Source organism: Burkholderia sp. BCC1208 (genome assembly GCF_902833095.1).
Lineage (GTDB): Bacteria > Pseudomonadota > Gammaproteobacteria > Burkholderiales > Burkholderiaceae > Burkholderia.
On the sequence record NZ_CADFDY010000002.1, the window covers coordinates 575112 to 601204 of the forward strand.

Genomic DNA, 26093 nt, shown 5'->3' on the forward strand with positions numbered 1-26093 from the left:
CCATGCCCAATCGCACCACCCTGATCGAGGCCACGATCGACCGCGTCGATACCAACCTCGTCCGAGTCAAGGCCGATGTCAGGAAAACCCCGTCATACCGTCTGACGATGCAGAACGTCTGCTACTTCGTCACGGCCAACGACCTCGACCCGGAAGCGTTCAAGCAGATCGGGCAACTGAGGCCCGGCATGTCGGTGCGCGCCTGCACGTTCGAGCATCGCGGCCGTCGCCGGATCGCCTGGATCAGGAGCGGCAACCTTGCCATCGCGCCGTACGACGTGATCGCGCAAAAACGGCGGAACCTGACGCTTCTTGCCTGGGCGTCGTGCCTGCTCGTGCTGAGCCTGGGTATCGCTGCCGCGGCACTTCATTCCGGTTGGGCGTTCGTCTCGGCACTGTCCACCGTCGCCGCCATCGTCAGTCTGACGGGCAGCCTGCTCGCCGTCGGCGGCTTGTCCGACCTGATCTTCCAGCCACAGCGACGCGAAGCCCAGGATAGCTGGTCATGCGAACCGTCCGGCTTCGACGGGGCGCGGAGCCGCCCATGACGAACCATGCGATGCAGACCGCATCCGGCCGCGTGACGGCAATCGGCCAGCAATCGATCGAGACGAAGGTCTGGAGCAACAACCTGGGCGCGACCACCCAAAGTATCGAGGAAATCACGCTTCAGCTCGATTCGCTCGCGTCCCCGCTCGTGTTCAGGACCAACCGGACGACGCGCCTGTTCATCGCCGCCGGCGATCGATTGAACGTCGCCTATGCCGACGGCCAGGATCACCCGATCGTCTACGGGATCCGCAACATGACCGACGGTTCGACTTATCTGCTGCGCCCCGCCAAGGTCGCCAGCGCCCGGACCGATCTCGTCGTCATGTTCGGTTGCGTGGTCGCCGCCGCCGTGATGAGCGGGATCGTATCCGCGGTGACGCTCAGCACGGAGTCGACGTTCGACGTGTTCGCGCTGATCAGCGCGAGTGCAATCGGTTTTTGCGTGCTCAGTGCGATCCTGCGCATCCTATTCGGCGTGATCCTGTGGCCCGAAATCAGAAGACTGGCGCAGCCGGGCGGCAAACGCGAAATGAACGCGGCAACGCAGGCACTCTCGTTCACGCAGGACGAAACCCGGCACGTGCGCTTCATCTGATCGGGCCGCGCGCGGCCACTGCGCGCGCGAACGACGCTGCACGCCCGGAATCGCATCGCCGCAGCCACCGCCCGACTCGCCGTCGACGCGCGCCGCTCGTTCAGGTCAAACCGGAACCGCCGGAACGCGCATCGTCGCCCAGATAAATCCGCGCGCCGCCGTCGCCCTCGCCCGCTTCGATCCGCACGCTGCCCGTGGCGGCGACGATCGCGTCGTACACGTCATCGCTCACGCACACCACCGGCACCGCGATCGCGTACAGCTCGGCGGCGACGATCGCGCCGATCGAGATGATCAGGTCGCGCTCCTTCAGCACGATCCCGACCGGCCCCGTGCCGTTGCGCACCGCTTCCGCGAGCACGCTGCTGCTCGAACTCGAACCCTTCGCGTGCGGCATCACCATCACCTTGCCCGCGAGGCTCGCGCCGGCCTGCGGATGCCCGCGATCGACGATCCTGCCCGCGCCCGAGTCGTAGCCGCCCCAGAAGCTGAGCGGCTTGTCGAGGATGAACGGGCGCGCGCACGCGCTGCCCGGCACGAGCGTGTCGCCCGTCAAGAAGTTGCCCGTCGCTTCAGTCATCGAATCGCACCTTGCCTTCGTACGCGGACCGCACGCATTCGCGCATGCTGCCGTAGGCGACCGTCACGCCGATGTTCGCGGGCGCATACGACGCCCATTTCCCCGAGTTGGTCATCACCAGCCCCGACAACTGCTTCATCACCGGCGTGATGTACGTGCAGGTATCGACGACGATCTGAATGCCGCGCGCGGCGAATTTCTCCGCGAGGCCGGCTTGCTCCAGCTCCCACAGAATGAAACGGCTCGTGTTCACGTAGAAATCGCAGGCCGGCTTGCCGTCGAATGCGTCGAGCAACGTATCGAGCGTGCGGAATTCGGCCAGTGAAAAATGCGGCGTGCCGAGCGCGACCGCGACGAGCGCGTCGCCGGCCGCGCCGTGATTCAGCGTGCGGCGAATCTCGTCGAGATCGGCCATCGCGATATCGACCGTGCGTTGCGCCGCGTGCCCGTGCAATGCGGCGTCGAGCGTCGGCGCCTCGGGCGTCACGCCGACCGCATGGAACAGCGCGACGGCGCCGCTCGACGCGGCGGCCGCGCCGAGCGCCTTGAGTTCGTCCTCGGTGGTATCCGCCGGCAGCCCGACGATCGCCGGCACGACCGCGCCCGCGATCTTGCCGACCGCCAAACCGAGCGCGGCGAAATAGATGTCGCGCGACGGCAGGCCGGTGAGATCCGGCGCATTGAACACGATCCGCGCGGCGCGGTTCGCGTCGACATGCAGCCCCGCATACGGCGCACGCCCGGTGATCGCGGCGGCCAGATCGAGAAAATCGCCGTAGCGGCTCGTGCGCGCGCCGAGCACCGAGTTCGCGAACACGATCGCGTTCGATTCGGCCCACGCGATCTGCTCGCCCATCGCGGGACGATTCTTCAGCTGATACGGCGCGCACGTGAAGCTCGATTCGCAGCCGAGCAGCAAATGCGCGTCCATCAGGCGCTGCGCATCGCGCTGGATCGTGCGGTCGCCGTGGTACAGCTCGGGATGGATCAGGTCGAGCGACCCGACGTTCAGCGTGGTCGGCACCGCGACCTTCGCGCCCGTCTCGACGAAATAGTCGACGAAATCCAGACTGGTCTGGCCGTGGTAAAGACAGCCGTCGATATGGGCCGACGTGATGTCGATCAGGTGCGGCGCGGACATCACGTGCGCCGTGCGCGCGACGATCCGCATCGCGCGGGCGACGCCGTCGCCGAAATCCCCGCGCAACATCGCGTCGTCGCGGTCACTCAACTGCAGCATCGGTTGCTCCTCTGACGCGTGCCGGCGGCGCCGGCCCGTGAAATCCGTCAGTGGACTTTACAACTGGAAAATAAAAACTGTCCAGATTACGGTAAAACCGGGCCTCGATAAAACCAATTGCCCCGACCAAAAGCTCCGACGGCCTCCAATGGCTAGAATTTCGCACCAATTGACCACAGCCCCACCGAACCGCCAGCCTCGCCTAGCGCTCCGCCGTCAAACTGAACAGCTCATCGCGCAACGCCTTCGCGCGATCGCGGCCGAACTGCGTGTCGAATTCGTCCTGTGCGGCCTGCCACGCGACTTTCGCCTGCGCGAACGTGCGCTCGCCGAGCTTCGTGAGGTGCAGCGCATGCGCGCGCGCATCGTGCTCGGACACGGCCGTCGAGACAAACCCGTCGCGCTGCATCGGTTTAAGCGCACGCAGCAACGTCGTGCGATCCATCACGAGCATATCGGCCAGTTCGCTCATCAGGAGGCCGGGTTGGCGCGTGAGATTCGCCATGATCGAGAACTGGGCGGGCGTGATGCCGACCGGGGCCAGATGGCGTTCGTACAGTTGCGTGACGAAGCGCGCCGCCTGACGCAGCGCGAGACAGTTGCACGCATGGACAATCGAGGTGTCGTTCATGTTCGGCAATCTATATGTGCATATGCATAAAGTCAATGTACACTCCGCCGTAACGGGGCCGGCGGCCGGCCATCGCGTCAAGGAGACGGACATGGACTACATCGACAAGCTGCGCATCTTCCGGTCGGTGGTGGAGATGCGCAGCTTCACGCGCGCCGCCGACATGCACGGCCTCGCGCGGCCGGTCGTATCGCGCGCGGTCGCGGATCTGGAGGCGCGCTTCGGCAGCCGGCTGCTGCACCGGACCACGCGCCAGGTATCGCTGACCGAAACGGCCGAGCGCATCTACGAGCGTTGCGCGGCCGTGCTCGACGAGCTCGACGCACTCGAAGTGCAAGCGCAGACGCACACGCGCGAGCCCGAGGGCCTGCTGCGCCTCGTCGCGCACACGACGGCCGCGCTGAACCGGCTCGTGCCGCTGATCGCCGGCTTCAAGCGCGCGCATCCGAACGTGCGCCTCGACGTCACGCTGACCGAGCGCCCGGTCGACCTGGTCGGCGAAGGCTACGACATCGGCATCGTCGTGCCGTACATGCTGACGAGCGAATCGACCGTCGTGCGGCTGGTCGAGCGCATTCCGGTCGTGATCGTCGCGACGCCCGCGTATCTGGAAGCGCATGCGCGCCCCGAGACGCCGGCCGACCTCGCCGATCATCCGTTCGTGCCGATCTCGCCGTCGCTGCGCCGCCCGGCGCTGTCGTTCCGGGTCGACGGCGACACGCTCACCGTGCCGTACCGCTTCGACATCTCGTCGAACAGCCCCGTGTTCAACCGCGAAATGGTGATGCACGACTTCGGCATCGGCATCGTCCCGAAAACGCTCGTCGAGGCCGAACTCGCGTCGGGCGCGCTCGTGCAGTTGCTGGAAGGCGCCGATCTCGTCGATGCGTTCGTCGAAATCAAGCTCGCATACGCGAACCGCGCGCTGCTGCCCGCGAAGGTGAAGGCGTTCATCGACTACACGGCCGCGTATTGCGACCGCGAAGGCTGGAGCGTTCCGGCGGCGGCTTGAGCCGGCGCGCGAATGCGCCGTTCCGGCGCCGATTGGTACAGCCACGACACCAATCTGATCCCACCGCGCCGCTCGCTTCGCGTCGTCTCGCCACCTAACATGTGCACATGCACAAGACCACGCTCAACGACGACGATTGCTTCGCGGTCCGGCAAGCCGCCCGGCGGATCTCGCAGTTCTACGAGCGTTACCTGTCGCGGGCGGGCGTCACGCCGTCGCAGTACAGCATCCTCGCCCTGCTGCGCGACCGGCCCGGCCTGACGATGGCGACACTGTCGAACGTGCTGGTGCTCGAACGCACCGCGCTGCTGCGCGCGCTCAAGCCGCTCGTCGGCGCGGCACTGGTGACGGGGCGCATCGAGCCGCCCTGCCGCGGCCAGACGTTCGCGCTGACCGCGCACGGCGAAACGAAGATCGCCGACGCGCATGTGCACTGGCTCGCCGCGCAGGAGGCGTTCGAGCGGTGCTTCGGGTCGACGCAGGCGGCCCGACTGAGAGACGAATTGTTCCGGATCACGCACAACCTGCCGGACCGCTAGCCCCTTCCCCGATCGATGCCGTGCCGTCGATCGTTTTGAACAGTGCATATACATAGGTGAATCGATGGATACGACCCAAGCCGCTGCCTCGTCACGCGAAGCAGCCACGACCGAGCGGCCCGCGAAGCAGCAACGCCGCGTGCCGTGGATGCGCATCGCGGTGGGCGCCGTCGTCGTCGTGGTCGCGGCCGCCGCGATCGACTGGCTGTTCGTGTTGCGCTTCCAGGAAAGCACCGACGATGCGTATGTCGGCGGCGACGTGACGGTGCTCGCGCCGAAGGTCAACGGCTTCGTCGACAAGATTCTCGTGACCGACAACCAGCGCGTGAAGGCCGGCGACGTGCTCGTGCAGCTCGATGCGCGCGACTACGACGCGAAGCTCGCGCAGGCCGGCGCCGAAGTCGACAGCGCGCGCGCCGCCGTGACCGAACTCGAGGCGAAGCAGCAACTGCAATTCGCGGTGATCGGTCAGCACGCGGCGGACAAGAACGCGTCGTCGGCCGAGCTGACGCGCGCCGCATCGGACCGCGTGCGTTACCGCGAGCTCGTTAAGTCGGACGCCGTATCGAACCAGATCGTCGAGCGCGCGGACGCCGATTATTCGAAGGCCGGCGCGGCCGTCGAACGCAGCGACGCCGCGCTGCTCGCCTCGAAGCGGCAGCTCGACGTGCTCGGCGCCCAGCTCGCCGATGCGCGGGCCCGCGTGAACACCGCGCTCGCCGCGCAGCGCGTCGCGGCGCTCAACGTCGAATACACGACGATCCGCTCGCCGGTCGACGGTTACGTCGGCAACCGCACGGGCCGCGTCGGGATGCTCGCGAACGTCGGCGTGCCGTTGCTGACGGTCGTGCCGGCCGCCGGCCTGTGGGTCGACGCGAACTTCAAGGAAGACCAGTTGCGCAAGATGCGCGCGGGCGATCGCGTCGACGTCGCGCTCGATGCGTCGAGCACGCGCCTGCATGGCCGCGTCGACAGCCTTGCACCCGCGACCGGCGCGACCTTCAGCGTCCTGCCGCCCGAGAACGCGACCGGCAACTTCACGAAGATCGTCCAGCGCGTGCCCGTACGCGTACATCTCGATCCGCAGCCCGGCATCGAGCAGGTGCTGCGCCCCGGCCTGTCCGCGGTTGTGACCGTGCATACCGACCGCAAGCACTGAGCGGGAGCCGACGATGACCACCGCGTTTTCCGGCGACCCGGCGTCGCAACCGACCAGGCAGCGCGTGTTCGCGTTCGCGCTGATGTGCGTCGGCTTCTTCATGGCGACACTCGACATCCAGATCGTCGCGTCGTCGCTGCGCGATATCGGCGGCGGGCTGTCCGCGAGCCAGGACGAATTGTCGTGGGTGCAGACCGCCTACCTGATCGCCGAGATCATCGTGATCCCGATGTCGGGCTGGCTGTCGAAGGTGATGTCGACGCGCTGGCTGTTCGTCGCATCGGCCATCGGTTTCACGATCACCAGCATGCTGTGCGGGCTCGCGTGGGACATCAACTCGATGATCCTGTTCCGCGGGATGCAGGGCGCGCTCGGCGCCGCGATGATCCCGACCGTGTTCACCACCGCGTTCGTGCTGTTCCCCGGCAAGCAGCGGCTGATCGCATCGACGACCATCGGCGCGCTCGCGTCGCTCGCCCCGGCGATCGGCCCCGTGATCGGCGGCTGGATCACCGACCAATGGTCGTGGCACTGGCTGTTCTACCTGAACCTCGTGCCGGGCATCGCGGTGGCCGCGCTCGTGCCGCGCTACGTGCATATCGACGCGCCCGATCTCAGCCTCATCAAGCGCGGCGACTATCTCGGCATCGTGCTGATGTCGGGCTTCCTCGGCTGCCTCGAATACGTGCTCGAGGAAGGCCCGCGCAAGAACTGGTTCGGCGACGACGCGATCGTCATCTGCGCATGGATCTCCGGCATCTGCGGCTTCCTGTTCATCGTGCACGCGCTGACCGCCGACGATCCGATCGTCGACCTGCGCGCGCTCGCCGTGCGCAACTTCGGAATCGGCAGCCTGCTGTCGTTCGTGACCGGCATCGGGATCTTCGTGACCGTGTTCCTGACGCCGCTGTTCCTCGCGCAGGTGCGCGCGTTCAGTTCGCTGCAGATCGGCATCGCGCTGCTGTCGGTCGGCGCGTTCCAGTTGGTCGCGCTGTGCGCGTATGCGTTCGCCGCGCGCTACGTCAGCATGCGTGCGCTGCTCGTGTTCGGGTTGATCTGCTTCGGCCTCGGCTGCTACCTGTACACGCCGATCACGCACGACTGGGGCTGGGGGGAACTGCTGCTGCCGCAGGCGCTGCGCGGCATCGGCCAGCAGTTCAGCGTGCCGCCGATCGTGACGATGGCGCTCGGCTCGCTGCCGCAGTCGCGGCTGAAATCGGCGAGCGGGTTGTTCAACCTGATGCGTAACCTCGGCGGCGCGATCGGTATCGCCGTGAGCGCGACGATGCTCAACGACCGGCTGAATTTTCACTATCTGCGGCTGAACGAGCACGTGAGCGCCGGCGAACCGCAGGTCGCATCGCTGCTCGATCGCCAGGCCGCGTACTGGGGATCGGTGGCCGGCAATACGTTGAATACCGCCCAGGCCGGCCTCGCGAACCTGCATCGGCTGATCTATCGCGAGGCGCTGACGCTCACCTATGCGGATGCGTACTACGCACTGTCGCTGTGCTTCGTCGTCGCGCTGCTTGCCGTCGTGTTTTCCAAACCCATTACATTGAACGCGCCGCCGCCGGACGCGCACTGAGGCCTCGTCATGAAAAAGCTACTCGTCGCCCTCGCCGTCAGCGCGTTCGCCGCAGGATGTGCGGTGCAGCCCGCGCAGCATCCCGCCCTGCACGATTCCGTTCAGACGCTCGCGCCCACCGCCTGGGATACCGACGTGCCGCGCGCGGACATCGACGCCGCCGCATGGTGGGCGCAATTCCGCGATCCCGCGCTCGACCGGCTGATCGCGACCGTGCTCGACGGCAACCTCGATCTGCAAGCCGCCGCCGAGCGCGTGAAGCAGGCGCAGGCGCTGACCGTGCAGAAACGCTCGGTGCTGCTGCCGGAACTCGACGCGACCGCCCATGCGGCCGACGCGCGGCAGAACACGCCGCCGCCACTCGGCTATGTGCGGCAGGCAGGTGCGGGGCTCGCGTTGAGCTGGTCGCCCGACGTGTTCGGCGGCGAGCGACTCGATCTGCTGGCCGCAAAGGCCGAACTGGTTGGCCAGAAGCATGCGGAAGATGCGATGCGGCTCGCGCTTGCTGCCGATGCGGCATCCGCGTATGTCGATCTGCGCTGGGCGCAGCAGGAATTGAAGATCCTGCAGGACAACGCGAGGATCCGGCAGCATGCGCTCGAACTCACGCGCAAGCGGCAAGCATTCGGGCTGTCGACCGAACTCGACGTGACCCGCGCGCAGAACCAGCTCGATGCGCTCGAAGCGCGGATTCCGCCGACGCAGGCGCAGATATCGCATCAGCTCAACCTCATTGCCGTGTATTCGGGGCGCACGCCGGAATCGGTCGATCGGCTCGTGTTGGCGCAGGCCGGGGAGATTCCGGCGCCGCCGGTTGGCGCGCCGGGGACGTTGCCTTCGCAGGCGCTGTTGCGGCGGCCGGATGTGCTGACGGCCTACGCTCAGGTCGAGCGGCGTGCAGCGCAAGTCGGCGTGGCGAAGGCCGAACGCTATCCGAAGTTTTCGTTGAATTTGACGGACGGGATTCTGGCGGCATCCTATCTCGGGTTGCCGACGTTGACCGATAACCTGTTCAGCGCGGCGCTGAGCGCGACGAGCCCGATCTTCAACGCGGGTCGGATTACCGCCGATATCTCGCAGAGCGAAAGCCGGATGCGCGAGTCGGAACTCGGGCTACGGCAGACGATGCTGCAAGCGTTGCGGGAAGTCGAGGATGCGCGGGCGAATCTCGTTAGCTCCGATGAGGCGACGCGGAGGCTGGGTAATGCATTGGCGGCTTCCGATAAGGCGCTTGGGTTGGCGAATCAGCTCTATAAGGGCGGCGCGACGGATTTTCTCGACGTGCTTTCGGCGCAGGAGGTTTATTTGCGCGATTCGGATTCGCTCAATCAGGTCAAGCGCGAGCACGCGCTGGCGGCGGTTGCGTTGTATCGGTCGCTGGGGGGTGGGTGGAGCAGGAATGATGGGGCGGGTGGGACGCAGCCGGAAACTCAGGCTGGGGGGTGTCAGGATTTCCGTGTTCAAGGCGGGTGGAGTAATTACACGGAAGGCCGAACGAATCGATCTGCGTAAAGGATAGCGAATTGGTTCATAGCCGTCTTCCAGTCATGAGCAGCGCTTCCCCAATTCGCGGTGATGTTGCGCAAGGCCAGCCAGATGAGTTTGGTGGCGGCCTCGTCGGTCGGGAAGTGACCACGGGTCTTGATGATCTTGCGCAGTTGCGAGTTGATATTTTCAATCGCGTTCGTCGTGTAGATAATCTTGCGCACACCCGGCGGAAACGCAAAGAACGGGATCACGCGATCCCAGGCGTTGCGCCACGCGCTACTGACGGTCGGGAATTTCTGACCCCACGGACCATCCGCAAACGCATCGAGTTCGGCCTGAGCGGCTTCCGCGCTGGGAGCGGCGTAGATCGGTTTGATCGCGGCGGCCAATCCGCGGCGGTCTTTCCAACTGGCGTAATCGAGGCTGTTGCGGATTAGATGGACGATGCAGGTTTGCAGCGTCGTGGCCGGAAACACTACCGCCAGCGCTTCGGGCATGCCCTTAAGACCATCAGTGACCGCGATCAGGATGTCGTGAACGCCGCGCGTCTTCAGATCGTTGAACACCTTCATCCAGAATTTGGCACCCTCGGTATTCTCGATCCACAGGCCCAGGATCTCCCGGGTGCCGTCGGGCAGCACGCCCAGCGCCAGGTACACCGCCTTGTTGCGCACGACGGCGTCTTCGCGAATCTTGACCCGCAGTGCGTCGAAAAACACGACCGGATACATCGGCTCGAGCGGTCGGGCCTGCCAGGCCGTCACTTCGGCCATGACCTCGTCGGTCACGGAGCTGATGAAGTCGGGCGAGACCTCGGTACCGTACTGTTCCAGCAGAAAGCCTTGGATCTCGCGTACGGTCATGCCTCGGGCATACATGGCGACGATCTTGTCGTCGAAGCCGGTGAAGCGCCGTTCGTGCTTGGGAATCAGGATGGGTTCGAAGCTGCCGTCGCGGTCACGCGGCACCTCAATGCGGATCGGCCCGTCTTCGGTCAGAACGGTCTTGGCCCCTTTGCCGTTGCGCTGATTCGTGACGTTGGCCGGCCTGGCAGCTCCGGCAGGGTAGCCGAGATGATGGTTCATCTCGCCGCCCAACGCACGCTCGATTAGCGCCTTCTTGAGCGCCAGCGTCGCGGCATTGATGGCTTCAGCCGTCATCGGACCGTTGCCGAACTGTTCAAGCAGCTCGGCCGGAATCGCCGGCAGAACTGCCGGCTGGGCTTTCGGTTTGCGAGGCATACACTCTCCTTGGGAGCATGTTATGCCTTAAACACAAAATTCCTGACAGGCCCTCAGGCTGTGGCGAAAAACTAGGAGAATCGCGATGCAGCGCCGGCCTCGATACTTGCCGGCCCCGCTATTCAGCCGCACGATCCGAGACACTGGACCGTCATCAACGCAATCGAGTAATCCACGATCACCGCAATAGCCAGCCCCACGATAACGGTGATGATCCGCGTGATGAGCATGCGCCAGAATCGGGTCGCAACGAACACGCCTGCCGCCAGCAGGAGCACGATGAGGATCGATTCATCGCTGCGTTACCGGTCCAGCGCCAGCTTCGCGCCGAGCCCTAAAAGGATCGTCCCCATCACCGCGTCGATCGGCTTGCGCAGCTTCGCGTAACCCGTCTGCACACGGTTCGTCGAGAACAGCACGGCGACCGTGCAGAACCACGTCAGTGAGACAGCGACGACCACGGCCAGCGTCGCGCCATGCACCCATGCCGGCGCGTGTGCGGGCAACAGCGTGACGAACAGACTGCCGAAGAATGCCGCGCCCTTCGGATTGGTCAATCCGACGAGCAGCCCTTTCCGATACGCGTACACGCCGCCGCGGACGGCCGACTGGCTCGGGGATTCCGCTTGCTGCGCCGACTGTCGCAAGCCTGAGAGCGTCTTGATACCGAGGTAAATCAGATACGCGGCACCGGCAATGCGGATCGCCTCATATAGCCAGGCCAGCTTCGCGACGATCAGCCCGAGCCCGAAAATCGCCATCGCCGCCCAGACCGCATGCGACGATGCAATGCCCAACGCGGCCAGCAGGCCCGCGCGGCGACTGCCGAGCGCATGGGATGAAACGGCGATCAGGTCGGGGCCGGGGCTGACGCACGCCAGCAACATCACGCCGCCGACTGCGGCGAGTTGGGGAAGATAGCTCATGGCGGTTCGGGTGAATTCGTCGTGAAAAGGAAAAGCCGACTTAATCTAGCATGCCGATTTTCGGTGCATACGGCGTGCCGGCGCGCTGCGTCGTTTTTCGCGCCGCCGACATGCCTCGTGCTTCCGCGAATTACAACGGCGGCCGCTTCAGCTTCACCCAGCGCTGCACCGACGCCCGCTCCCACTGCGCACGCGCATAGTCGGCGAGGCGCTGCGGCACCGGATCCCCATTCAGCACCAGACGGTTCAGCATCACCGCCAGATCGACGTCGGCAATGCTCCACTCGCCGAACAGGTTCGCCGCGCCCGGCGCGAGCAGCTTGTCGGCAGCCGCGAACAGCTTCTGCGCAGCGGCCTGCGCGAGACTCGACAGCGGCTCGCTCGACGGCCCGTAGAACAACACTTCGGTCGACCGCTCCGTGCGAATCGGCATCAGGTCGCTGCGCAGCCACGCTTGCACCTGCCGCGCCCGCGCGCGCTGGCGAGGATCGGCCGGATAGATCCGAGTGCCCGGGAAGGTCTCGTCGAGGTACTCGGTAATCGCCGACGATTCCGACAGCGCAAAATCGTCGTGCACGAGCGTCGGCACGCGTTGCGTCAGCGACGTCGCCGCATAGTCCGGCGCGAAATGCGCGCGGTTGCCGAGATCGACGGTCACCAGTTCGTACGGCAGCGATTTTTCCTCGAGCGCGACGAAGACCGACATCGCATAAGGGCTCGTGTATTGCGCATCGACGTAGAGACGGAGATTACCGGTTTGCACTGCTGGCTCCTTGTGGGTGCGGAGGTCGGCGACTGCGGATTCGCGCGCCGACGGGCTCCGGGTGAATCAATGCGGCGTGTTCGACAGATTAGCAGCGGCGGCACAGGTGTTGTTCGATGTTTCGTGTGCGCTGCCACTACATGGTCATTCGGTGGCCGGCCAGCGATAGCCGATTACTTCGTTCAACGGGTACGCGAGTTCGCGCACTTCTTCCAATTGATTGCCGCCGAACAGGTGCACGTGTTCGTCGTCGTGACGCAGGTAGAAACCGACGTGCCCTTTCCAGCTCGTCGGGTCGTCACGCGTCAGGATCGCGATGCAGCCGTAGACCGGGCGCTCCAGCGGTTTGCCCCATTCGAGCCACGAGCGCGCCAGCGCGGAGCCGGTGCCGCGAAATCCGGCATGCGCCATGCACCAGTTTACGAACGATGAGCACCAGGAAATTTTGTCGTCGTAGCCAACCAGGTTCGTCTGGTTGTTGTACTCGACGATGCGCGGGTTGATGCTGCCGGGCGGATGGCGGCGAATGCCGAGTTCGGCCAGCGCGACGGGCATCCAGGGCGGATGAGCCGTTTCCGGTTTGCTCTCAGGGTTCGATCGGGTCACGTCGTTCTCGGGCGAGTGTGATTTGCGCTCAATCTTCGCATGAATATGACATAGCGACGAGTGCCCCAGGAAAAGCGATGCCGCATGACAGGGTAATCAATAAAATTGTGTAGCCAGGAAAAAATCATATTTTTTGTTCTTTGACGTCCAAGTACCAACATACGAATCACCAAATTGCTTCCCCCTGAACGTCGCGACAGGCCGATCCCCCTGCGCCGAATATTCCGTTAAATTCATTTCCCCATTTTTTATCGAACCCTTGACGTCGATGAGCGTCTCCTTCTTCAGATACATATAGGTACCATCGACCGCACCGTTCCGATCTTCAGGAAAGAATGCGCTAATCCAGAAATTCTTTCCGATCCATCCACCCAAATACTGATATGCCGCATCCACCTTGCAACCCGCGAGACAAAGCAATGCCCTTGCATCAGGCATGCTATTGGAAGGAAACGCGTATGTTGCTTCCGACCAGATTCTAGTGTCCGCATCGTATGCCGGTACCGTTACAACAAGGCCAACCTGATTGGCAACTCTGATTGCCGCCGTGTTGGGTGAGGTTAGAGAATTATTATTTACACTCCCATTACACAAAGTCTTGAAAGCGTTTTCCAGAACTGCCTCTCCTTTGGGCAACACAACATCACCGCGACAACTTTGCCCACCCCAACGCTCACCATTTTCCAGTGTCGCTCTTGAGAGCGAGATATAATTTTTCATCCGCATTACACCGTTTTTGTATGAAAAAAATCAAAACGGTCCAATTTTTTGATGACGAGGCATTGCTGTATTCCAGAATCAGCTTTGTCATGCTTCCATAAAGCGTGGCATCACTCGAAAGTCCTTTCAGATCGACGCCATAATATAATCGCGCGCCACTAAATCTATCAGTGAAAAATCCATTGCCATCCAATCGGATGGGGCAATTAATTGTAACGGAGTTGGCATCACATACCTCCAGACCGGGAATTTCATAGCCACCTGCCATTGCATTTGCCGTCAATGTCAATGCGAGGCTCACTCCAACGATAAATTTGGCAATCATTTTGTTTCCCCGATAAGCCTCTTGGACTTCTTTGCAAAAAAATTGATGTTCTTCGGCCTTACCTGGATGGCCCGAACCTGTCGGATTGTCGCCGTTAATGATGTAACGGGCTCGACAATAATCAGGCTTAGCTCCAGATATAACGCTCCGGCCTCTGCCAGATGACGTCGCCACCGTCGTGCGGTGAAGCAGTTTCACGTCGAGACGCATTTCGAGCGCGTTCAGATGCTTATCGACCATGCCCGGTGACAGACCAAGCCGCTCGGTCACGGTGCTCAAACCGCCAGTGCTGACAATCTCGACGAACACCGACACGCTCTCGAAACGGTCCATGGTGGTTTGGTGGGGTGAAATGGCGGTGGTGGGCATTCCACGCGGCGTAATCGGGCGCGTGTTGCGTTCAATCTTCGCATGAATGCGGCGGCTGGCAGCGCCCTTTCCGCCTTGTGATTTCCTTTCGGTCCACCCGTATCATGTCGGCAGCGCCATCGACTCCCCTCCCCGCCATGCGCATCACGCCTCTGCCGCCTCTTCAGTGCCTCATCGCGTTCGAAGCCGCCGTGCGGCACGCGAGTTTCACGAAAGCCGCCGCCGAACTGCACCTGACCCAAAGCGCGATCAGCCGCCAGATCCAGCAACTCGAGGAATTCCTCGGCCGCTCGCTGTTCGTTCGCGAACACCGTTCGCTGCGGCTGACGATCGCCGGCGAGCAATACGCGGCACAAGTCCACCATCTGCTCACGCAATGCGCGCAAGCCACGCACGACGTGATGAAACCGTACGGCGATCTCGAACTGACGATCGCGTGCTCGTCCGGCGTCGCGCTGCTGTGGCTCACGCCACGGCTACCGAACTTTCGCGCCACGTATCCCAACATCAAGCTGCGCCTGATCGTGCGCGACAGCCTTGCATCGATGTCGCCCGCGGAATTCGACGTCGGCGTCTACTACGTGCGCCAGCAGGCGCCGGCCGAATACACCGCACGCCGGCTGTTCGACGAAGAAGTGTTCCCCGTCTGCGCGCCCGGCTATCTGGCCGGCCGCACGCTCGACGCGGCCGATCTCGCGAACGAAACGCTGCTGCGCCTCGAGGACGGCCAGCGCCAATGGATGTCGTGGTCCGAATGGTTCGACATGAACGACGTCGACCGGCAGAAGGCGCAACCGCAGGACATCACGATCAACTCCTATCCGCAGATCGTGCAGATGACGATTCTCGGTCAAGGCGTGTCGCTCGGCTGGCGTTACATGATCGACGCATGCATCGAAGCCGGCCTGCTCGTGCGCGTGACGGAAGCGTCCGCGAGCCACGGCGGCGGCTATTACGTGATCTCGCCGAACGACCGCGCGCAGAACCAGGCCGCCCGCCTGTTCACCCGCTGGCTGTTCGAACAGGCGGAGCAACAGACCGGGGCCTGAATGCCCCGAGCGCGACGCATGCGTGCAGCGCATGCCTGCATGCGAATCTTTCGTTTCAGAAAAAATTGCAGCGTTCCTTAGCATGGAATTCACGCGGGGCAGCCGTCCCGTCTCCTGACAAAGGAAGAGACCATGCAAGGAACGCTTTCCCCGCGCGCCGCGCCTTCCGTCGATGCGGCGGTGCAACAGCGCCGACGCGCCATCGTCGCGACCGTGATCGGCAACGGCCTCGAATGGTTCGACTTCACCGTCTACAGCTTTTTCGCGGTGATCATCGCGAAACTGTTCTTCCCGACCGGCAACGAACTGACGTCCGTGCTGCTCACCGTCGCGACGTTCGGCGTGGGCTTCTTCATGCGGCCGGTGGGCGGCATCGTGCTCGGCGTCTATGCCGACAAGGTCGGTCGCAAAGCCGCGCTGTCGCTCACGATCCTGCTGATGGCGGCCGGCACCGCGCTGATCGGAATCGCGCCGACCTACGAACAGGCCGGCATCGCCGCGCCGCTGTTGATCGTCGTCGCGCGGCTGCTGCAAGGCTTCTCGGCCGGCGGCGAGATGGGCGGCGCCACCGCCTTCCTCACCGAATACGCGCCGCCGGAGAAGCGCGCGTATTACTCGAGCTGGATCCAGTCGAGCATCGGCTTCGCGGTGCTGCTGGGTGCGGCGACGGGCACCTTCGTCACGACATCGCTCGACACGCAGGCGCTGCATAGCTGGGGCTGGCGGCTGCCGTTCCTGCTCGGGATCATCGTCGGGCCGGTCGGTTACTACATTCGCAGCCATATCGACGAGACGCCCGCGTTCAGCGCCGTCGAATCGCAGGCGAAGGAAAGCTCGCCGCTGAAGGAAGTGCTGCACACGTATCCGCGCGAGACGTTCGCGAGTTTCTCGATGGTCATCCTGTGGACCGTCTGCACCTACGTGCTGCTGTTCTACATGCCGACCTATTCCGTGCGCACGCTGCATTTGCCGCAATCGACCGGCTTCGCGGCCGGCATGGTCGGCGGGCTGATGATCATGTGCTGCTCACCGATCGTCGGGCGACTCGCCGACGTGTGGGGACGGCGCGTGTTCCTGTCCGGCTCGGCGCTCGCGATCCTCGTGCTGGCGTGGCCGATGTTCTCGTGGATCAACCATGCGCCCGGGTTCGCGTCGATGATCGTGTTCCAGGCCGTGTTCGGCGTGCTGATCGCGACCTATACGGGGCCGATCCTCGCGGCGTTCGCGGAGCTGTTTCCGACTAAGGTGCTGTCGACCGGGTTATCCGTTGCGTACAACTTTGCGGTGACGATCTTCGGCGGGTTCGCGCCGTTCCTGATCACGTGGCTCATCGCCCGCACCGGCAGCAACATGGCGCCGGCGTTCTACGTGATGCTCGCGGCGGCCGTCAGCTTCGTCGGCACGCGCTTCGTGAAGGATGCGAAGCGTGCGGCCTCCACGACTCGATAAGGATTTTTCCCCATGACCATTACCGTGCTTCAAGGCGGCAACGTGCTCGACCTCGAACGAGGCGTGTTGCTCGAACATCATCATGTCGTGATCGAAGGCGAGCGGATCGTCGAAGTCACCGATCGGCCGGTGGATTTGCCGAATGCGCAGGTGATCGACGTGCGCGGCAAGACCGTGATGCCCGGGTTCATCGATTGCCATGTACATGTGCTGGCGTCGAATGCGAACCTTGGCGCGAATGCGACGCAGCCGAATATTCTCGCGGCGATTCGGTCGCTGCCGATTCTCGATGCGATGTTGTCGCGTGGATTTACCAGCGTGCGGGATGCCGGGGGCGCGGATTGGAGCCTGATGCAGGCGGTCGAGACGGGGCTGGTTTCGGGGCCGCGGATTTTTCCGTCGGGGAAAGCGCTGTCGCAGACCGGCGGGCATGGGGATTTCCGGCCTCGGGGGGATTTGCTGGAGCCTTGTTCGTGCTGCTTTCGAACGGGGGCGATTGCTCGGGTGGTCGATGGAGTTGAAGGTGTGCGGCTCGCGGCGCGTGAAGAAATTCAAAAGGGCGCGACGCAGATCAAGATCATGGCGTCAGGCGGCGTGGCATCGCCGACCGATCCGATTGCGAACACGCAGTATTCGGAGGACGAGATTCGGGCGATCGTCGACGAGGCCGAGGCCGCGAATACGTATGTGATGGCGCATGCGTATACGGGGCGAGCGATTGCGCGGGCCGTGCGATGCGGCGTGCGGACGATCGAGCACGGGAATCTCGTGGATGAAGCGGCCGCGACACTCATGCACGAGCGAGGGGCGTTCGTGGTGCCGACGCTCGTGACGTATGACGCGCTTGCGCAGCATGGCGCGCAACTCGGGTTGCCGCCGGATTCGGTGGCGAAGGTGGCTTCGGTTCAGCAGAAGGGACGCGAGTCGCTGGAGATCTATGCGAGAGCCGGCGTAAGGATGGGGTTCGGTTCGGATCTGCTCGGGGAAATGCACACGTTTCAGTCCGGTGAGTTTCGGATTCGGGCTGAGGTGCTCGGGAATCTGGAAGCGCTCAGAGCGGCAACGACGGTGGCGGCGGAGATCGTCAATATGACGGGGCAGCTTGGGGTGGTTGCCGTTGGGGCGATCGCCGATCTCGTCGTGCTGGACGGGAATCCGCTCGAGGATATCGGGGTCGTGGTTGATGAAGGGGCGCGGGTCGAGTATGTATTGCAGCGGGGAGCGGTTGTGAAGCGGCGTACTGACAGGCGGTGATGTGAGGCCATTCGGCTATTTCGGCAGGCGCGGTGCGGCCTCACGGGCCTTGCGGTCGTGACAGTTGTTGAAAGTCGCTGGAGGTGTAAATCGCGGCGGTCGCGGCAATGGCCGGGGCGGTGTCGCCCCGGCAGTCCGTCGTGTTCAGACAACGCCCTGCATTCCACTCGCTAGAGCCGCATCAAGCAGCCCTTGCAAGCGTTATAGCGGCGACGGTCCACCGTCAGGATCGTGGTACGGCTGCTCTCGCAGCGCCAACTGGCCGTAGTCCGGCGTGATCGTGATCGTCCGATTGGCGTCGCAGACATTGAGGTACACGCGGTCGCCTGGCTTGAATCCGAAGATCTTGAAATTGATATCGATCGCCTTCATCCACGGCAGGTACGGCCAGCCTCGCTTGGGAAGGTCCGGGTAGTTGCGCAGGACCAGCTCAAACGTCTTCTGCATGTTGACGGGTTTGTTCTTTCTGCGACGTGGCTTAGTATTGGTGTCAGCCATTTCCGACTCCTGGTTCGAGTTGGTGGTGGTCAGCGGGTCGTATGGGTTGCCGCCCATGCGGCCCGCGCTTTTTTGTTGCCTTGGGTTTCCCCGTCTTTTTCCCCTTTCGCTACGTCTTGTTGGGCAAGACGGCTTTCTTTCGACCATCGGTGGGAAAGGGGCTCGATTCCACGATGGCGAGAAGCATGAGCTTCATAACCAGTGTAGTCGGGCTGGCATCTCAGAAATGGGGAAATGAGGGGATTGGCCGTTAGGCATAGGTGTGCGCAACACAAGACGGATGCTGAGAATTCGTCCGGTTACGCTCCTGGATGTTCATCGAATCGCGAAAACCGAACGGAGCAGATACGATTGACCGTTACCCCCCGAAGCGGTCACCGACGTCTGTTTGCGAAAGACTGCTAAGCAGCGGTGCGGTCCTCCGGTCCCAGCGAGCCGGCTTCGCATGCTTACGCGTATTCTCGATATGGAAGGTCGGCAGCTAGTGATTGCCCTGGAGTAGCTAGCCAACGATACAACTGCTCACCCGAGAGAGTCCCCTCGCAATATCGTAAGAGCGCTTCGCCAAGGTCTACAGCCTCGATAACGGATAGTCGGCCACATGATGCGATAACGGTCGGAACGCTGGGATCAACTCCAGGCTGACAAAGCGTCACGCAGAAGACGTCCTTGTAGCCGTGGACCTCAGACGCAGCCAACACTTCAACGGCGCGGTTGTAGTCGACGAGTTTGCCCGCATCGCGGGACTTAAGTTCGACGACAAGCGGCGGCGAACTTGGCAACTGAACAAGATAGTCTGGAGCCCCCGTTTTCGTCTTGTCATCCAGTCGCTTGCAATCCAACTTCAGGTAGGCAAGCGCGTCTTCGAACACTCGCTCGAAGTCATTGCCTGTGGCCTGATAGAAGCGCTCGACGAAGTCTGCACGCGGACACTTCTTCGCCCGCCTAGCCTGCCTTTCCGCAGCTCTGACCCGCTGATTGGTCTTCCAGGAGCGGCACGCATCGCGCAACCAATTCGCCTTCGCTTGGGGGTCCGGCTTTGCTCCGGCGAGCGCCTTGACCCGAGCCGCGTCCGCGTCCTGCGACCCGAGCATCAGAACCTCGGGGGTAGTGAGCCCCACTGCACGTAGTGCGAGCACCTCTTCTCTCCTGAGCTGATATGGCGAGCCAGGAGGGCACAAGCCAGCCATCCATAAGACATCATCAGGGAGTCCCTCCGTCAGGCGGTAGCTGAGGCGTCGAATGGCTCGGGGAAGACGGGCTAGGACATCCAGCATTCCATCGTCAACATGCAGAGAGACCGGCCGGTTCGACGGCGGAACGCGCTTGTCACAGGCAGCCGCAGCTATTTCTGCCATCCCTTGCAACGCCCAACCTAAGTTGCGGAACAGCTCGTGCAACATGCCTGCTCTTAGGTTCTCGAGCGTTCCTTCTAGCGTTCGGATTGCCACTCCATCCAGCCACTCGCATGAAAGCCAGGTTCCGTTGATGGGCATGATGTCGGCGTTCCACATCGGTTCCGCCAAATCAGCTCTGTATCCATCGGCGTCCACCAAGGGAACGGCATCAAGCGGATACGGCAAAATACGGGTGGGTTTCACGCCGCCTTGTGGCCGAAACTCTGGACTGGCGAGACACGCTGAGAACAGCAAGAACGCCAACCTGCGTGTATCGCCGGCTGATGTAGCAGTAGGCAGGAGTTGAACGAGTGCGTTGGCCTTATCGACTAGATATCGAAGCAGAAAGACCCCCGTCTCGGGAAGCAATCCGCTGTGGCCGATGGCCTTGCCAAGCGGCGTGGCCGCCAGCCTGCGGGTGGACGTGGCGACGACAAACCCCATATCGATCAGGCCAGCAACTGCACCTCTTAGCAATTCAGGCCAGCGCTTGAATGCCTCCGTGTTACGGTCTTCCTCGCGCAGAGCGCTGAAGGACGAACATACGAGGCGCTCAACCTCATCCTGACTTGCACAAAGACCGGATGCGACTAGTTGCAACGCGAGCTGATTAAAGCGCTGAGGCTGAACCCGCGGTTCAATCGGCGGCAGTTCGCCTAGCGCAAGATACTTGGAGGCGACCCCAAGCTCGTGCTTCGTAGATGCAAAGAAGACGACACGGCCACGGTCGTGCGCAAAACCCATGCGGCCTACTCGCCCCGCCATGTTATGAAAGTCGCTAGCCTCTATGGGAACGCGGGTTCGCAGATCACTGTCCCAACGAGACCATCCCGCGAATACCGCTGCTCCAAGCGGAAAGTTGACGCCCGCCGCCAGAGTGCTGGTCGCGAAAACGACATCTAGTCGATCGCCGAGAAGATGTGTCTCAACGACGTGCCTCTCTTCGTCCGTCAGGTCGGCGGTGTGGCAAGCTACGCGTCGCTCAAGGATGCCCGCAAGAAACTCGTTTGCCGATGTTGCAGGTAGACCGTCGAAGGCAAGGGACATCTGCCCCTTCTGACCTTTGTAGGCCGTTTCAACGAACCGTCTTGCAAGGTCATACGTGTCCTGCTTTTTCATGCAAAACACAATGACTGGGCGTGGCGAGTCCTTCTGACCTAGAAGCGACATCACTGCGGCTATCGGATCGAGCGTAACGCCAGCCGGCAGGGCCGCTTCTTCGGTCTGGTCTGGCTTGTCAGAACTCGCCACGACCATTCGGCCTTCAGTCCAACACTCGTAGCGAAGGTGCTTCTCCCTCACGTTCAGTGCCACCAATTTGACGCTAAGCCAGTTCGCGAGATCATTCGCATCTCGTTGCTGAAGCACTGCTGATAACCCAACAAGCTGCCTCCACCCGGCATTGCGCAGCAGCGTGAGCAAGATCTCGACATTCTGGCCTCTGGACACGTCGCCAAGCAGTTGAATTTCATCGCACACGACAACCGTATTGCTCATGTCCCTCGGCACGCCCGATGCTGAGAGCAGGGCCAAATACTTTTCGTAAGTCGCAACAAGTAGCGGTGCTCGAAGCGGCTCGCTGGGGACGATGCCCTCGGCGTCCTCGACATAGTCGCCTGTCGCCACTACCAGCGAGGCGGCGTTGCCGCCCAGGAAGGGGCCAAGCAACTGCGTCTTGAAGTCTTCAAACTTCTGCTTGGCCAGCGCGCGGTGGGTAACCAGATAAACGGTATTACAACCTCTTTCGAGCCCACCGGCGATTGCCCATAGCGCGATTTGCGTCTTCCCGGTGGATGTCGGCGAGACAACAAGAACACTTTCCCCGCGTGCCACACCAGCTGCAAGCGCTTCGTATTGAACGTCGCTGATCGCAGGGCCACCGCTCGCATCCCTGAAGAGAAGATGCTGCTCAATAACACTGGACAGGCCGTGATCGGCCGGAAGTTCGTATTTCATGTGTCTCCTTCCTGGCCAGATGTTCGGCGTCGAGTCGACTGCATCCGGCAGAAGTCGGCCCGCTGCCGCTGGCCGGGCCGGTAATGTTACAAGGGCCGCAGTATGAGCGAAGCAACCATCAAACTGACAACATACCAGCAAACGTCAACCGCAATGGCTGGCCGACAAGCGTCCGCTAACCGCCTTGCTCGCCAACTGCCTGCTCGTCACGGGACTCTTTTTGCCGGTCACCCGACCTAATGGCGTGCGGATACTGCGGCCATTATTCCTCAATGGGGTGTCTGTCGTTTGCATGCCTGAGGCGTGCTTGCTACTTGTTTCGCTGCGGAACTCACACGCGCCGAACCGGACGACCTGGTGACGGCGCAATTAACCCGCTTGCCAGGATTGAGGAATCAATGCTTCGCCATTGCGGAACTCCGGTAGCAAATGCACATAGTCCATTCCCGCGAACGTCGTCCTAGGCACATGTTCGAACACAATCATTTGAAATTCGGCCTGGTACTCTTCATTCACGTGCGCCACGAAGTCATTAAGAAGCCGGAATGCTATGGATACCTTCTCACTGTCGCTGTTGCTCAGAACAACGTCGTCTTTCGGTTTTTCGTCAGGGTAGTAAGGTCGACTCGGCTGATCGATGACGAGGAAGCTGGGCACAAAGGGCGATTTGTGGCTGATCGCTACCTCGTGAAGTGCGAGAAATTGCAGCAGGTGCAGGAACATGTGGTTTGAACTGCTGCCAACGTTTTCGATGAGGCTTGAACGCGGTTTTCGAAGCCGGAGGCGCTTTTCCCCGTATGCAAAATCTGTCTGATAGGTTGAATAGTTCGCCAGCGCATTGCCGGTGTCGGTCAAATAACCCTGCGCAATCTCGTTAATCATCGAGATGACGGCCGCGCGAGTCTCATCGACGTCGCGCACATGAATAGCATCTATCTGTTGTTGGAGCCCACCGGTCGGAACCGTGAACTCCCTGGAAACGGTGACCGGAGCTACCGCTTCATATGCGCTGAAGCGCCCCTTCGCCTCTCCTACAAACAACCACTTTTCCCGCTCAGTAGCAAAAGATTGCGGTTCTCGCGGCAGACCAGTAAGTTCCCGCTCAAGCACGTCCCGCTGGAGTTCGAGAGCACGCACCATCGTACCGATCTGACCGTCAACTGGCTGCTTCGTCGCTGTGGACTTCTTAACCGCTAACAGGTCCGCTTTCAGGCTGCTTATGAGGTCGTCGAATATCTCCGACTTCACCAGCGTCGGCGCCCGTTTGATGAGTTGCTCGATTGGAAGTAGGCTGTCTTCGGCTCCTTTCAGCGTCTCCTTATACGCACGATACTCCGATGTGAACTGCTTGAGCTTCCTGAGTCGGCGCTCAACGGAGAATAGCTCGGCGCTCACCACAGCGTAGCGGTCCAAGGCTCGCCCCGTTTCGGCGGAGGCTGCATCGTCAATAGCTTGCCTAACTACTTCGCGCGAGATTGCTTCAGGATTGCCGTCGAAAATTCCGTACTCTGCCGCCTTAGCCGCAATCTCACGAACTTCACTATCGAAGTCGTCGCGTCCCGAGCGAAGCTGGGAGTTCTTCCGTTCGGCTCGAGCGAGCTCCTTTTCCAGTGCTTCCTTGCGTTCGCGTGCCGCCATATTTGCAAGGTCGTCAATCCCCAATGCCATGTCGAAGATTCGCGGCAATGCTTCGCGGTAGCGGTCCTCGGACTGCTTATCAAAAAACACCTTGCTATTGGTGATGATGTCTTCTGAGATAGTATTAAATAGGAAAAAATATCTGAACGACACCTTCGAGTTGGCTCGTAGTGCGCTACCGCCATAGGGAATGGTCACCTTCTCGTCGATTTTGAACTCGGCTTCGAGTATCTCCCTAATGTCGTCTTCGCGCGCATTCACAACTGGAAAATCCAGCACAGTACCAAGCGACGAGAAGTAATACTCATCCGACACATTATTCCCGCGCGGGCTTTTGCGAGCGAGCGCATAAGTTTTGTCGTTCACATAAAACTTCAGCCCGTACCATTCAACGTTCTCGTTGATGACGCTATCGGGAAGCTTGTGTGAACTTGCAAGGAAACAGTAGTCGATAACGTCCAAGAGGGCGCTCTTGCCAGTGTGACTTTCACCCGAAAGCACATTCACCCTATTTCGAACGAAAGTCAGACTGCGGCGCTCGCCGCCCCTGGACCACAGCGTGATGGAATCGAACCCGAAATTCAAAGCTGCACCCTAAAGTTCAAATAAAGTTCGTCAACCGGAGCCGCCAGGATGGCTGCAATATGCCCGGACGCCTTTGCGATTCGCTGTCCCCGTTTTCCGAAACTTGCGTCGATTTCCAGTGACCGCAGCAGAATAAGCGCTCCATCAAAGCTTGCGTAGCCTGCCGCGACAATCCATTGGATTGCATTCACCGACACGGCAACGCTCTCCTCAAAACGCGAGTTGAAATTCGCAAACAAGTCAGGTCTGTGTGCAACGAGACTTGCAACCTCTCTGAAAGCAACGTTCCCGTTCCCTAGATATCGAACTGTCACGTCGTGCATCACAAGCGGCATGATCAATAGCGCTTTCGAGACGGACAACCGTTCCGAGTGCGCGAGCACCGCCAATATGGCTGTCGCGCAAATACCTGCATTGTTGTACCCCGACCAACGTCTAGTCATTGTCGGCCCAATCCCTATGCCAGCCGATACGGCCGATGTCCGAGAGGTAGTAGAGTTCGCCATTGCTCAGTTGAGTATCAAGCTCGGTGTCGCTTAACTTGAAGCGTTCTCGCCTAAGCAGCCTTAGCAGCCCAAATGCGGAATCAATAACTTCGTCCATGCTGGAGCATTTATCGAACAATCCGTAAAACTCGTTGTCCCAGCGACTGAAAACTTCATTGTGAAAGTCGTCTACCTCGTCACCGACAACATTTCCATCCTGAACCCACCTTTCTAGGTTTGTCGACAATCTTATTTTCTGCCGCGTATAGTCCACAGCTCGCTCGACATCCGCAGCAGAGAGCGCCCCAATCTCGATCAACCGTTTGATGAATTTTTGCGCAAATATATCATCCGGCAGTACGGGCTGAAAGCGGTGTGGCACAAGCTTCTTGTTCCTGGCATCCTCGAAAATTTTTCCATACCTCGTAGCGAATTCCTCAAAACTGATGCTAAGCGCCGAGCCGTTTTTCACAGCGAGGAAATTTTCACTACTTATGCGGGAATCCAATCGCTCAAAAACAGCGTCTATTTTCCCTGGCTCGATAATTTTTTCTCGAATTGAATTCTTGACTTTACCAATGATGTTATCAACATCCAGTTCAAATCGCACATGATCAAGAAATTTTTTCCGAACACGCTCATCGAGGCCTCTAACTGAATGGATGTACTTCCTGATATCCTCATTCTCAGTTTTTTTAGATAGAGATTTAACATGCGCATCAAGCGCTTCAAATTTTCCGGTTTCCTGAAATTCGACAAGTAGTTGCAGAAATGTATTTTTCTTACTTAGCGACTTATTCGAGACGAGGTGAAACTCTGTCCTTGCCACAAATGCTAGCTGGGCAGCAACCTCCTTACGACCGTCGATCTTATCGCTAATTATCTGTGACCAGTTATAGAGGGTCTTCCATAGGTCCGCATCCAGTTCAGCCAGTGCAATCGGCGCACCGGAAGCGTTTGTCTGGACGGTGTGCTTCAGCTGATACAGGACGTTGAAATCGGTGCCAAGTTCGGTGTGGACATCGTCCTTGATTTCAAGACCAACGGACTGACCTGTTCCCAGATTCAAGATGCGATAGAGGAAATAATAGTGTTGGTAGTCGAAACCAATACTTGTGTCCCCGGCGCTGGTCTTCTCGGTAAATGTTTTTTCTTCGGCCACGTCCGATGCTCAGTCCTTTTCCTGACTATCCACTGCGCCCCCCGAATCCAACTGGCTCCAGAATTCTGGTGGCGCTCTCGAAAGCCGGCCCCGCCCCGTACGCGTAGCCGTTAGTTGCCCAATGATACTGCGTTCTCTAGAACTAATGTCACTGTCATCAAAATTATTCCCAGGCTCCGACATCGCTCGTCAAATTTTCCCCTTCGCCGAAATACGACTGCAATCACGCCTACTGCTATCGACACATCGTTGGCGTTTTACGGTTCATTTGGTGCGGACAGAGAGG

Annotated in this window: 25 protein-coding genes; 10 read left to right on the forward strand and 15 right to left on the reverse strand. The window is 61.1% G+C overall.

Annotated elements, in window-relative coordinates:
- Positions 1 to 2 precede the first annotated feature (2 nt).
- Both HWX09_RS07410 and HWX09_RS07415 read left to right on the forward strand, forming a co-directional pair.
- On the forward strand, positions 3 to 548 hold the full coding sequence (locus tag HWX09_RS07410) for a hypothetical protein (RefSeq protein WP_230469071.1): 546 nt from the start codon (positions 3 to 5) through the stop codon (positions 546 to 548).
- Complete coding sequence (locus HWX09_RS07415; protein WP_027782450.1) at positions 545 to 1147, forward strand: hypothetical protein; 603 nt, start codon at positions 545 to 547, stop codon at positions 1145 to 1147. The genes HWX09_RS07410 and HWX09_RS07415 overlap by 4 nt, the downstream gene beginning before the upstream one ends.
- 100 nt (positions 1148 to 1247) lie before the next feature.
- Here the strand turns inward: HWX09_RS07415 and HWX09_RS07420 are convergent, their stop codons facing one another.
- From HWX09_RS07420 to HWX09_RS07430, 3 genes are all read right to left on the reverse strand, one after another.
- On the reverse strand, positions 1248 to 1727 hold the full coding sequence (locus tag HWX09_RS07420; RefSeq protein ID WP_027782449.1) for a DUF126 domain-containing protein: 480 nt from the start codon (positions 1725 to 1727) through the stop codon (positions 1248 to 1250).
- Complete coding sequence (locus HWX09_RS07425) at positions 1720 to 2967, reverse strand: aconitase X (protein WP_027782448.1); 1248 nt, start codon at positions 2965 to 2967, stop codon at positions 1720 to 1722. The genes HWX09_RS07420 and HWX09_RS07425 overlap by 8 nt, the downstream gene beginning before the upstream one ends.
- Before the next feature lie 202 nt (positions 2968 to 3169).
- The gene (locus tag HWX09_RS07430) at positions 3170 to 3598 is read right to left on the reverse strand and encodes a MarR family winged helix-turn-helix transcriptional regulator (RefSeq protein WP_027782447.1); all 429 of its coding nucleotides are present in this window, start codon (positions 3596 to 3598) and stop codon (positions 3170 to 3172) included.
- A gap of 91 nt (positions 3599 to 3689) precedes the next feature.
- Between HWX09_RS07430 and HWX09_RS07435 the strand changes: the two genes are divergently transcribed.
- From HWX09_RS07435 to HWX09_RS07455, 5 genes are all read left to right on the forward strand, one after another.
- The gene (locus HWX09_RS07435) at positions 3690 to 4610 is read left to right on the forward strand and encodes a LysR family transcriptional regulator (protein ID WP_027782446.1); all 921 of its coding nucleotides are present in this window, start codon (positions 3690 to 3692) and stop codon (positions 4608 to 4610) included.
- Positions 4611 to 4717: 107 nt separating this feature from the next.
- A complete protein-coding gene (locus HWX09_RS07440) occupies positions 4718 to 5149 on the forward strand; it encodes a MarR family winged helix-turn-helix transcriptional regulator (protein ID WP_027782445.1) in 432 nt (143 codons plus the stop codon).
- 64 nt (positions 5150 to 5213) lie between these two features.
- Positions 5214 to 6308 carry an HlyD family secretion protein gene (locus HWX09_RS07445; protein ID WP_027782444.1) on the forward strand — a complete coding sequence of 365 codons (1095 nt, stop codon included), beginning with the start codon at positions 5214 to 5216 and terminating at the stop codon, positions 6306 to 6308.
- A gap of 13 nt (positions 6309 to 6321) precedes the next feature.
- A complete protein-coding gene (locus tag HWX09_RS07450) occupies positions 6322 to 7896 on the forward strand; it encodes a DHA2 family efflux MFS transporter permease subunit (RefSeq protein ID WP_027782443.1) in 1575 nt (524 codons plus the stop codon).
- Between the two features lie 9 nt (positions 7897 to 7905).
- The gene (locus tag HWX09_RS07455) at positions 7906 to 9408 is read left to right on the forward strand and encodes an efflux transporter outer membrane subunit (protein ID WP_230469070.1); all 1503 of its coding nucleotides are present in this window, start codon (positions 7906 to 7908) and stop codon (positions 9406 to 9408) included.
- Here the strand turns inward: HWX09_RS07455 and HWX09_RS07460 are convergent.
- From HWX09_RS07460 to HWX09_RS07490, 7 genes are all read right to left on the reverse strand, one after another.
- On the reverse strand, positions 9375 to 10625 hold the full coding sequence (locus HWX09_RS07460) for an IS256 family transposase (protein WP_027782403.1): 1251 nt from the start codon (positions 10623 to 10625) through the stop codon (positions 9375 to 9377). The two genes, HWX09_RS07455 and HWX09_RS07460, sit on opposite strands and share 34 nt — an antisense overlap.
- Positions 10626 to 10747: 122 nt before the next feature.
- Positions 10748 to 10903 (reverse strand): hypothetical protein, encoded by a 156-nt coding sequence (locus HWX09_RS07465; RefSeq protein ID WP_155257309.1) that lies wholly within the window; start codon positions 10901 to 10903, stop codon positions 10748 to 10750.
- A 24-nt stretch (positions 10904 to 10927) separates the two neighbouring features.
- Positions 10928 to 11551 (reverse strand): LysE family transporter, encoded by a 624-nt coding sequence (locus tag HWX09_RS07470; RefSeq protein WP_027782442.1) that lies wholly within the window; start codon positions 11549 to 11551, stop codon positions 10928 to 10930.
- Positions 11552 to 11681: 130 nt separating this feature from the next.
- Positions 11682 to 12314, reverse strand: coding sequence for a glutathione transferase (yfcF, locus tag HWX09_RS07475; protein WP_027782441.1), 633 nt, complete (start codon positions 12312 to 12314; stop codon positions 11682 to 11684).
- 144 nt (positions 12315 to 12458) lie between these two features.
- Positions 12459 to 12869, reverse strand: coding sequence for a TIGR02594 family protein (locus HWX09_RS07480; RefSeq protein ID WP_027782440.1), 411 nt, complete (start codon positions 12867 to 12869; stop codon positions 12459 to 12461).
- A gap of 147 nt (positions 12870 to 13016) precedes the next feature.
- A complete protein-coding gene (locus HWX09_RS07485) occupies positions 13017 to 13640 on the reverse strand; it encodes a hypothetical protein (protein ID WP_155257308.1) in 624 nt (207 codons plus the stop codon).
- The gene (locus HWX09_RS07490; protein WP_155257307.1) at positions 13594 to 14298 is read right to left on the reverse strand and encodes a LysR family transcriptional regulator; all 705 of its coding nucleotides are present in this window, start codon (positions 14296 to 14298) and stop codon (positions 13594 to 13596) included. Before HWX09_RS07490 ends, HWX09_RS07485 begins: the two co-directional genes overlap by 47 nt.
- Before the next feature lie 173 nt (positions 14299 to 14471).
- Between HWX09_RS07490 and HWX09_RS07495 the strand changes: the two genes are divergently transcribed.
- From HWX09_RS07495 to HWX09_RS07505, 3 genes are all read left to right on the forward strand, one after another.
- Positions 14472 to 15383, forward strand: coding sequence for a LysR substrate-binding domain-containing protein (locus HWX09_RS07495; RefSeq protein ID WP_027782439.1), 912 nt, complete (start codon positions 14472 to 14474; stop codon positions 15381 to 15383).
- 132 nt (positions 15384 to 15515) lie between these two features.
- Positions 15516 to 16832, forward strand: coding sequence for an MFS transporter (locus HWX09_RS07500; protein ID WP_027782438.1), 1317 nt, complete (start codon positions 15516 to 15518; stop codon positions 16830 to 16832).
- A 12-nt stretch (positions 16833 to 16844) separates the two neighbouring features.
- A complete protein-coding gene (locus tag HWX09_RS07505) occupies positions 16845 to 18086 on the forward strand; it encodes an amidohydrolase family protein (protein WP_027782437.1) in 1242 nt (413 codons plus the stop codon).
- A 201-nt stretch (positions 18087 to 18287) separates the two neighbouring features.
- Here the strand turns inward: HWX09_RS07505 and HWX09_RS07510 are convergent, their stop codons facing one another.
- From HWX09_RS07510 to HWX09_RS07530, 5 genes are all read right to left on the reverse strand, one after another.
- Positions 18288 to 18584 (reverse strand): hypothetical protein, encoded by a 297-nt coding sequence (locus tag HWX09_RS07510; protein ID WP_027782436.1) that lies wholly within the window; start codon positions 18582 to 18584, stop codon positions 18288 to 18290.
- A gap of 449 nt (positions 18585 to 19033) precedes the next feature.
- Positions 19034 to 21937, reverse strand: coding sequence for a DEAD/DEAH box helicase (locus tag HWX09_RS33540; RefSeq protein ID WP_027782435.1), 2904 nt, complete (start codon positions 21935 to 21937; stop codon positions 19034 to 19036).
- A 369-nt stretch (positions 21938 to 22306) separates the two neighbouring features.
- A complete protein-coding gene (locus tag HWX09_RS07520; RefSeq protein WP_230469069.1) occupies positions 22307 to 24037 on the reverse strand; it encodes a DUF3732 domain-containing protein in 1731 nt (576 codons plus the stop codon).
- Positions 24038 to 24156: 119 nt separating this feature from the next.
- The gene (locus HWX09_RS33545; RefSeq protein WP_347879647.1) at positions 24157 to 24666 is read right to left on the reverse strand and encodes a three component ABC system middle component; all 510 of its coding nucleotides are present in this window, start codon (positions 24664 to 24666) and stop codon (positions 24157 to 24159) included.
- Positions 24596 to 25807: an ABC-three component system protein gene (locus HWX09_RS07530; protein WP_027782433.1), complete on the reverse strand. Its 1212-nt coding sequence runs from the start codon at positions 25805 to 25807 to the stop codon at positions 24596 to 24598. The genes HWX09_RS33545 and HWX09_RS07530 overlap by 71 nt, the downstream gene beginning before the upstream one ends.
- Positions 25808 to 26093 lie beyond the last annotated feature (286 nt).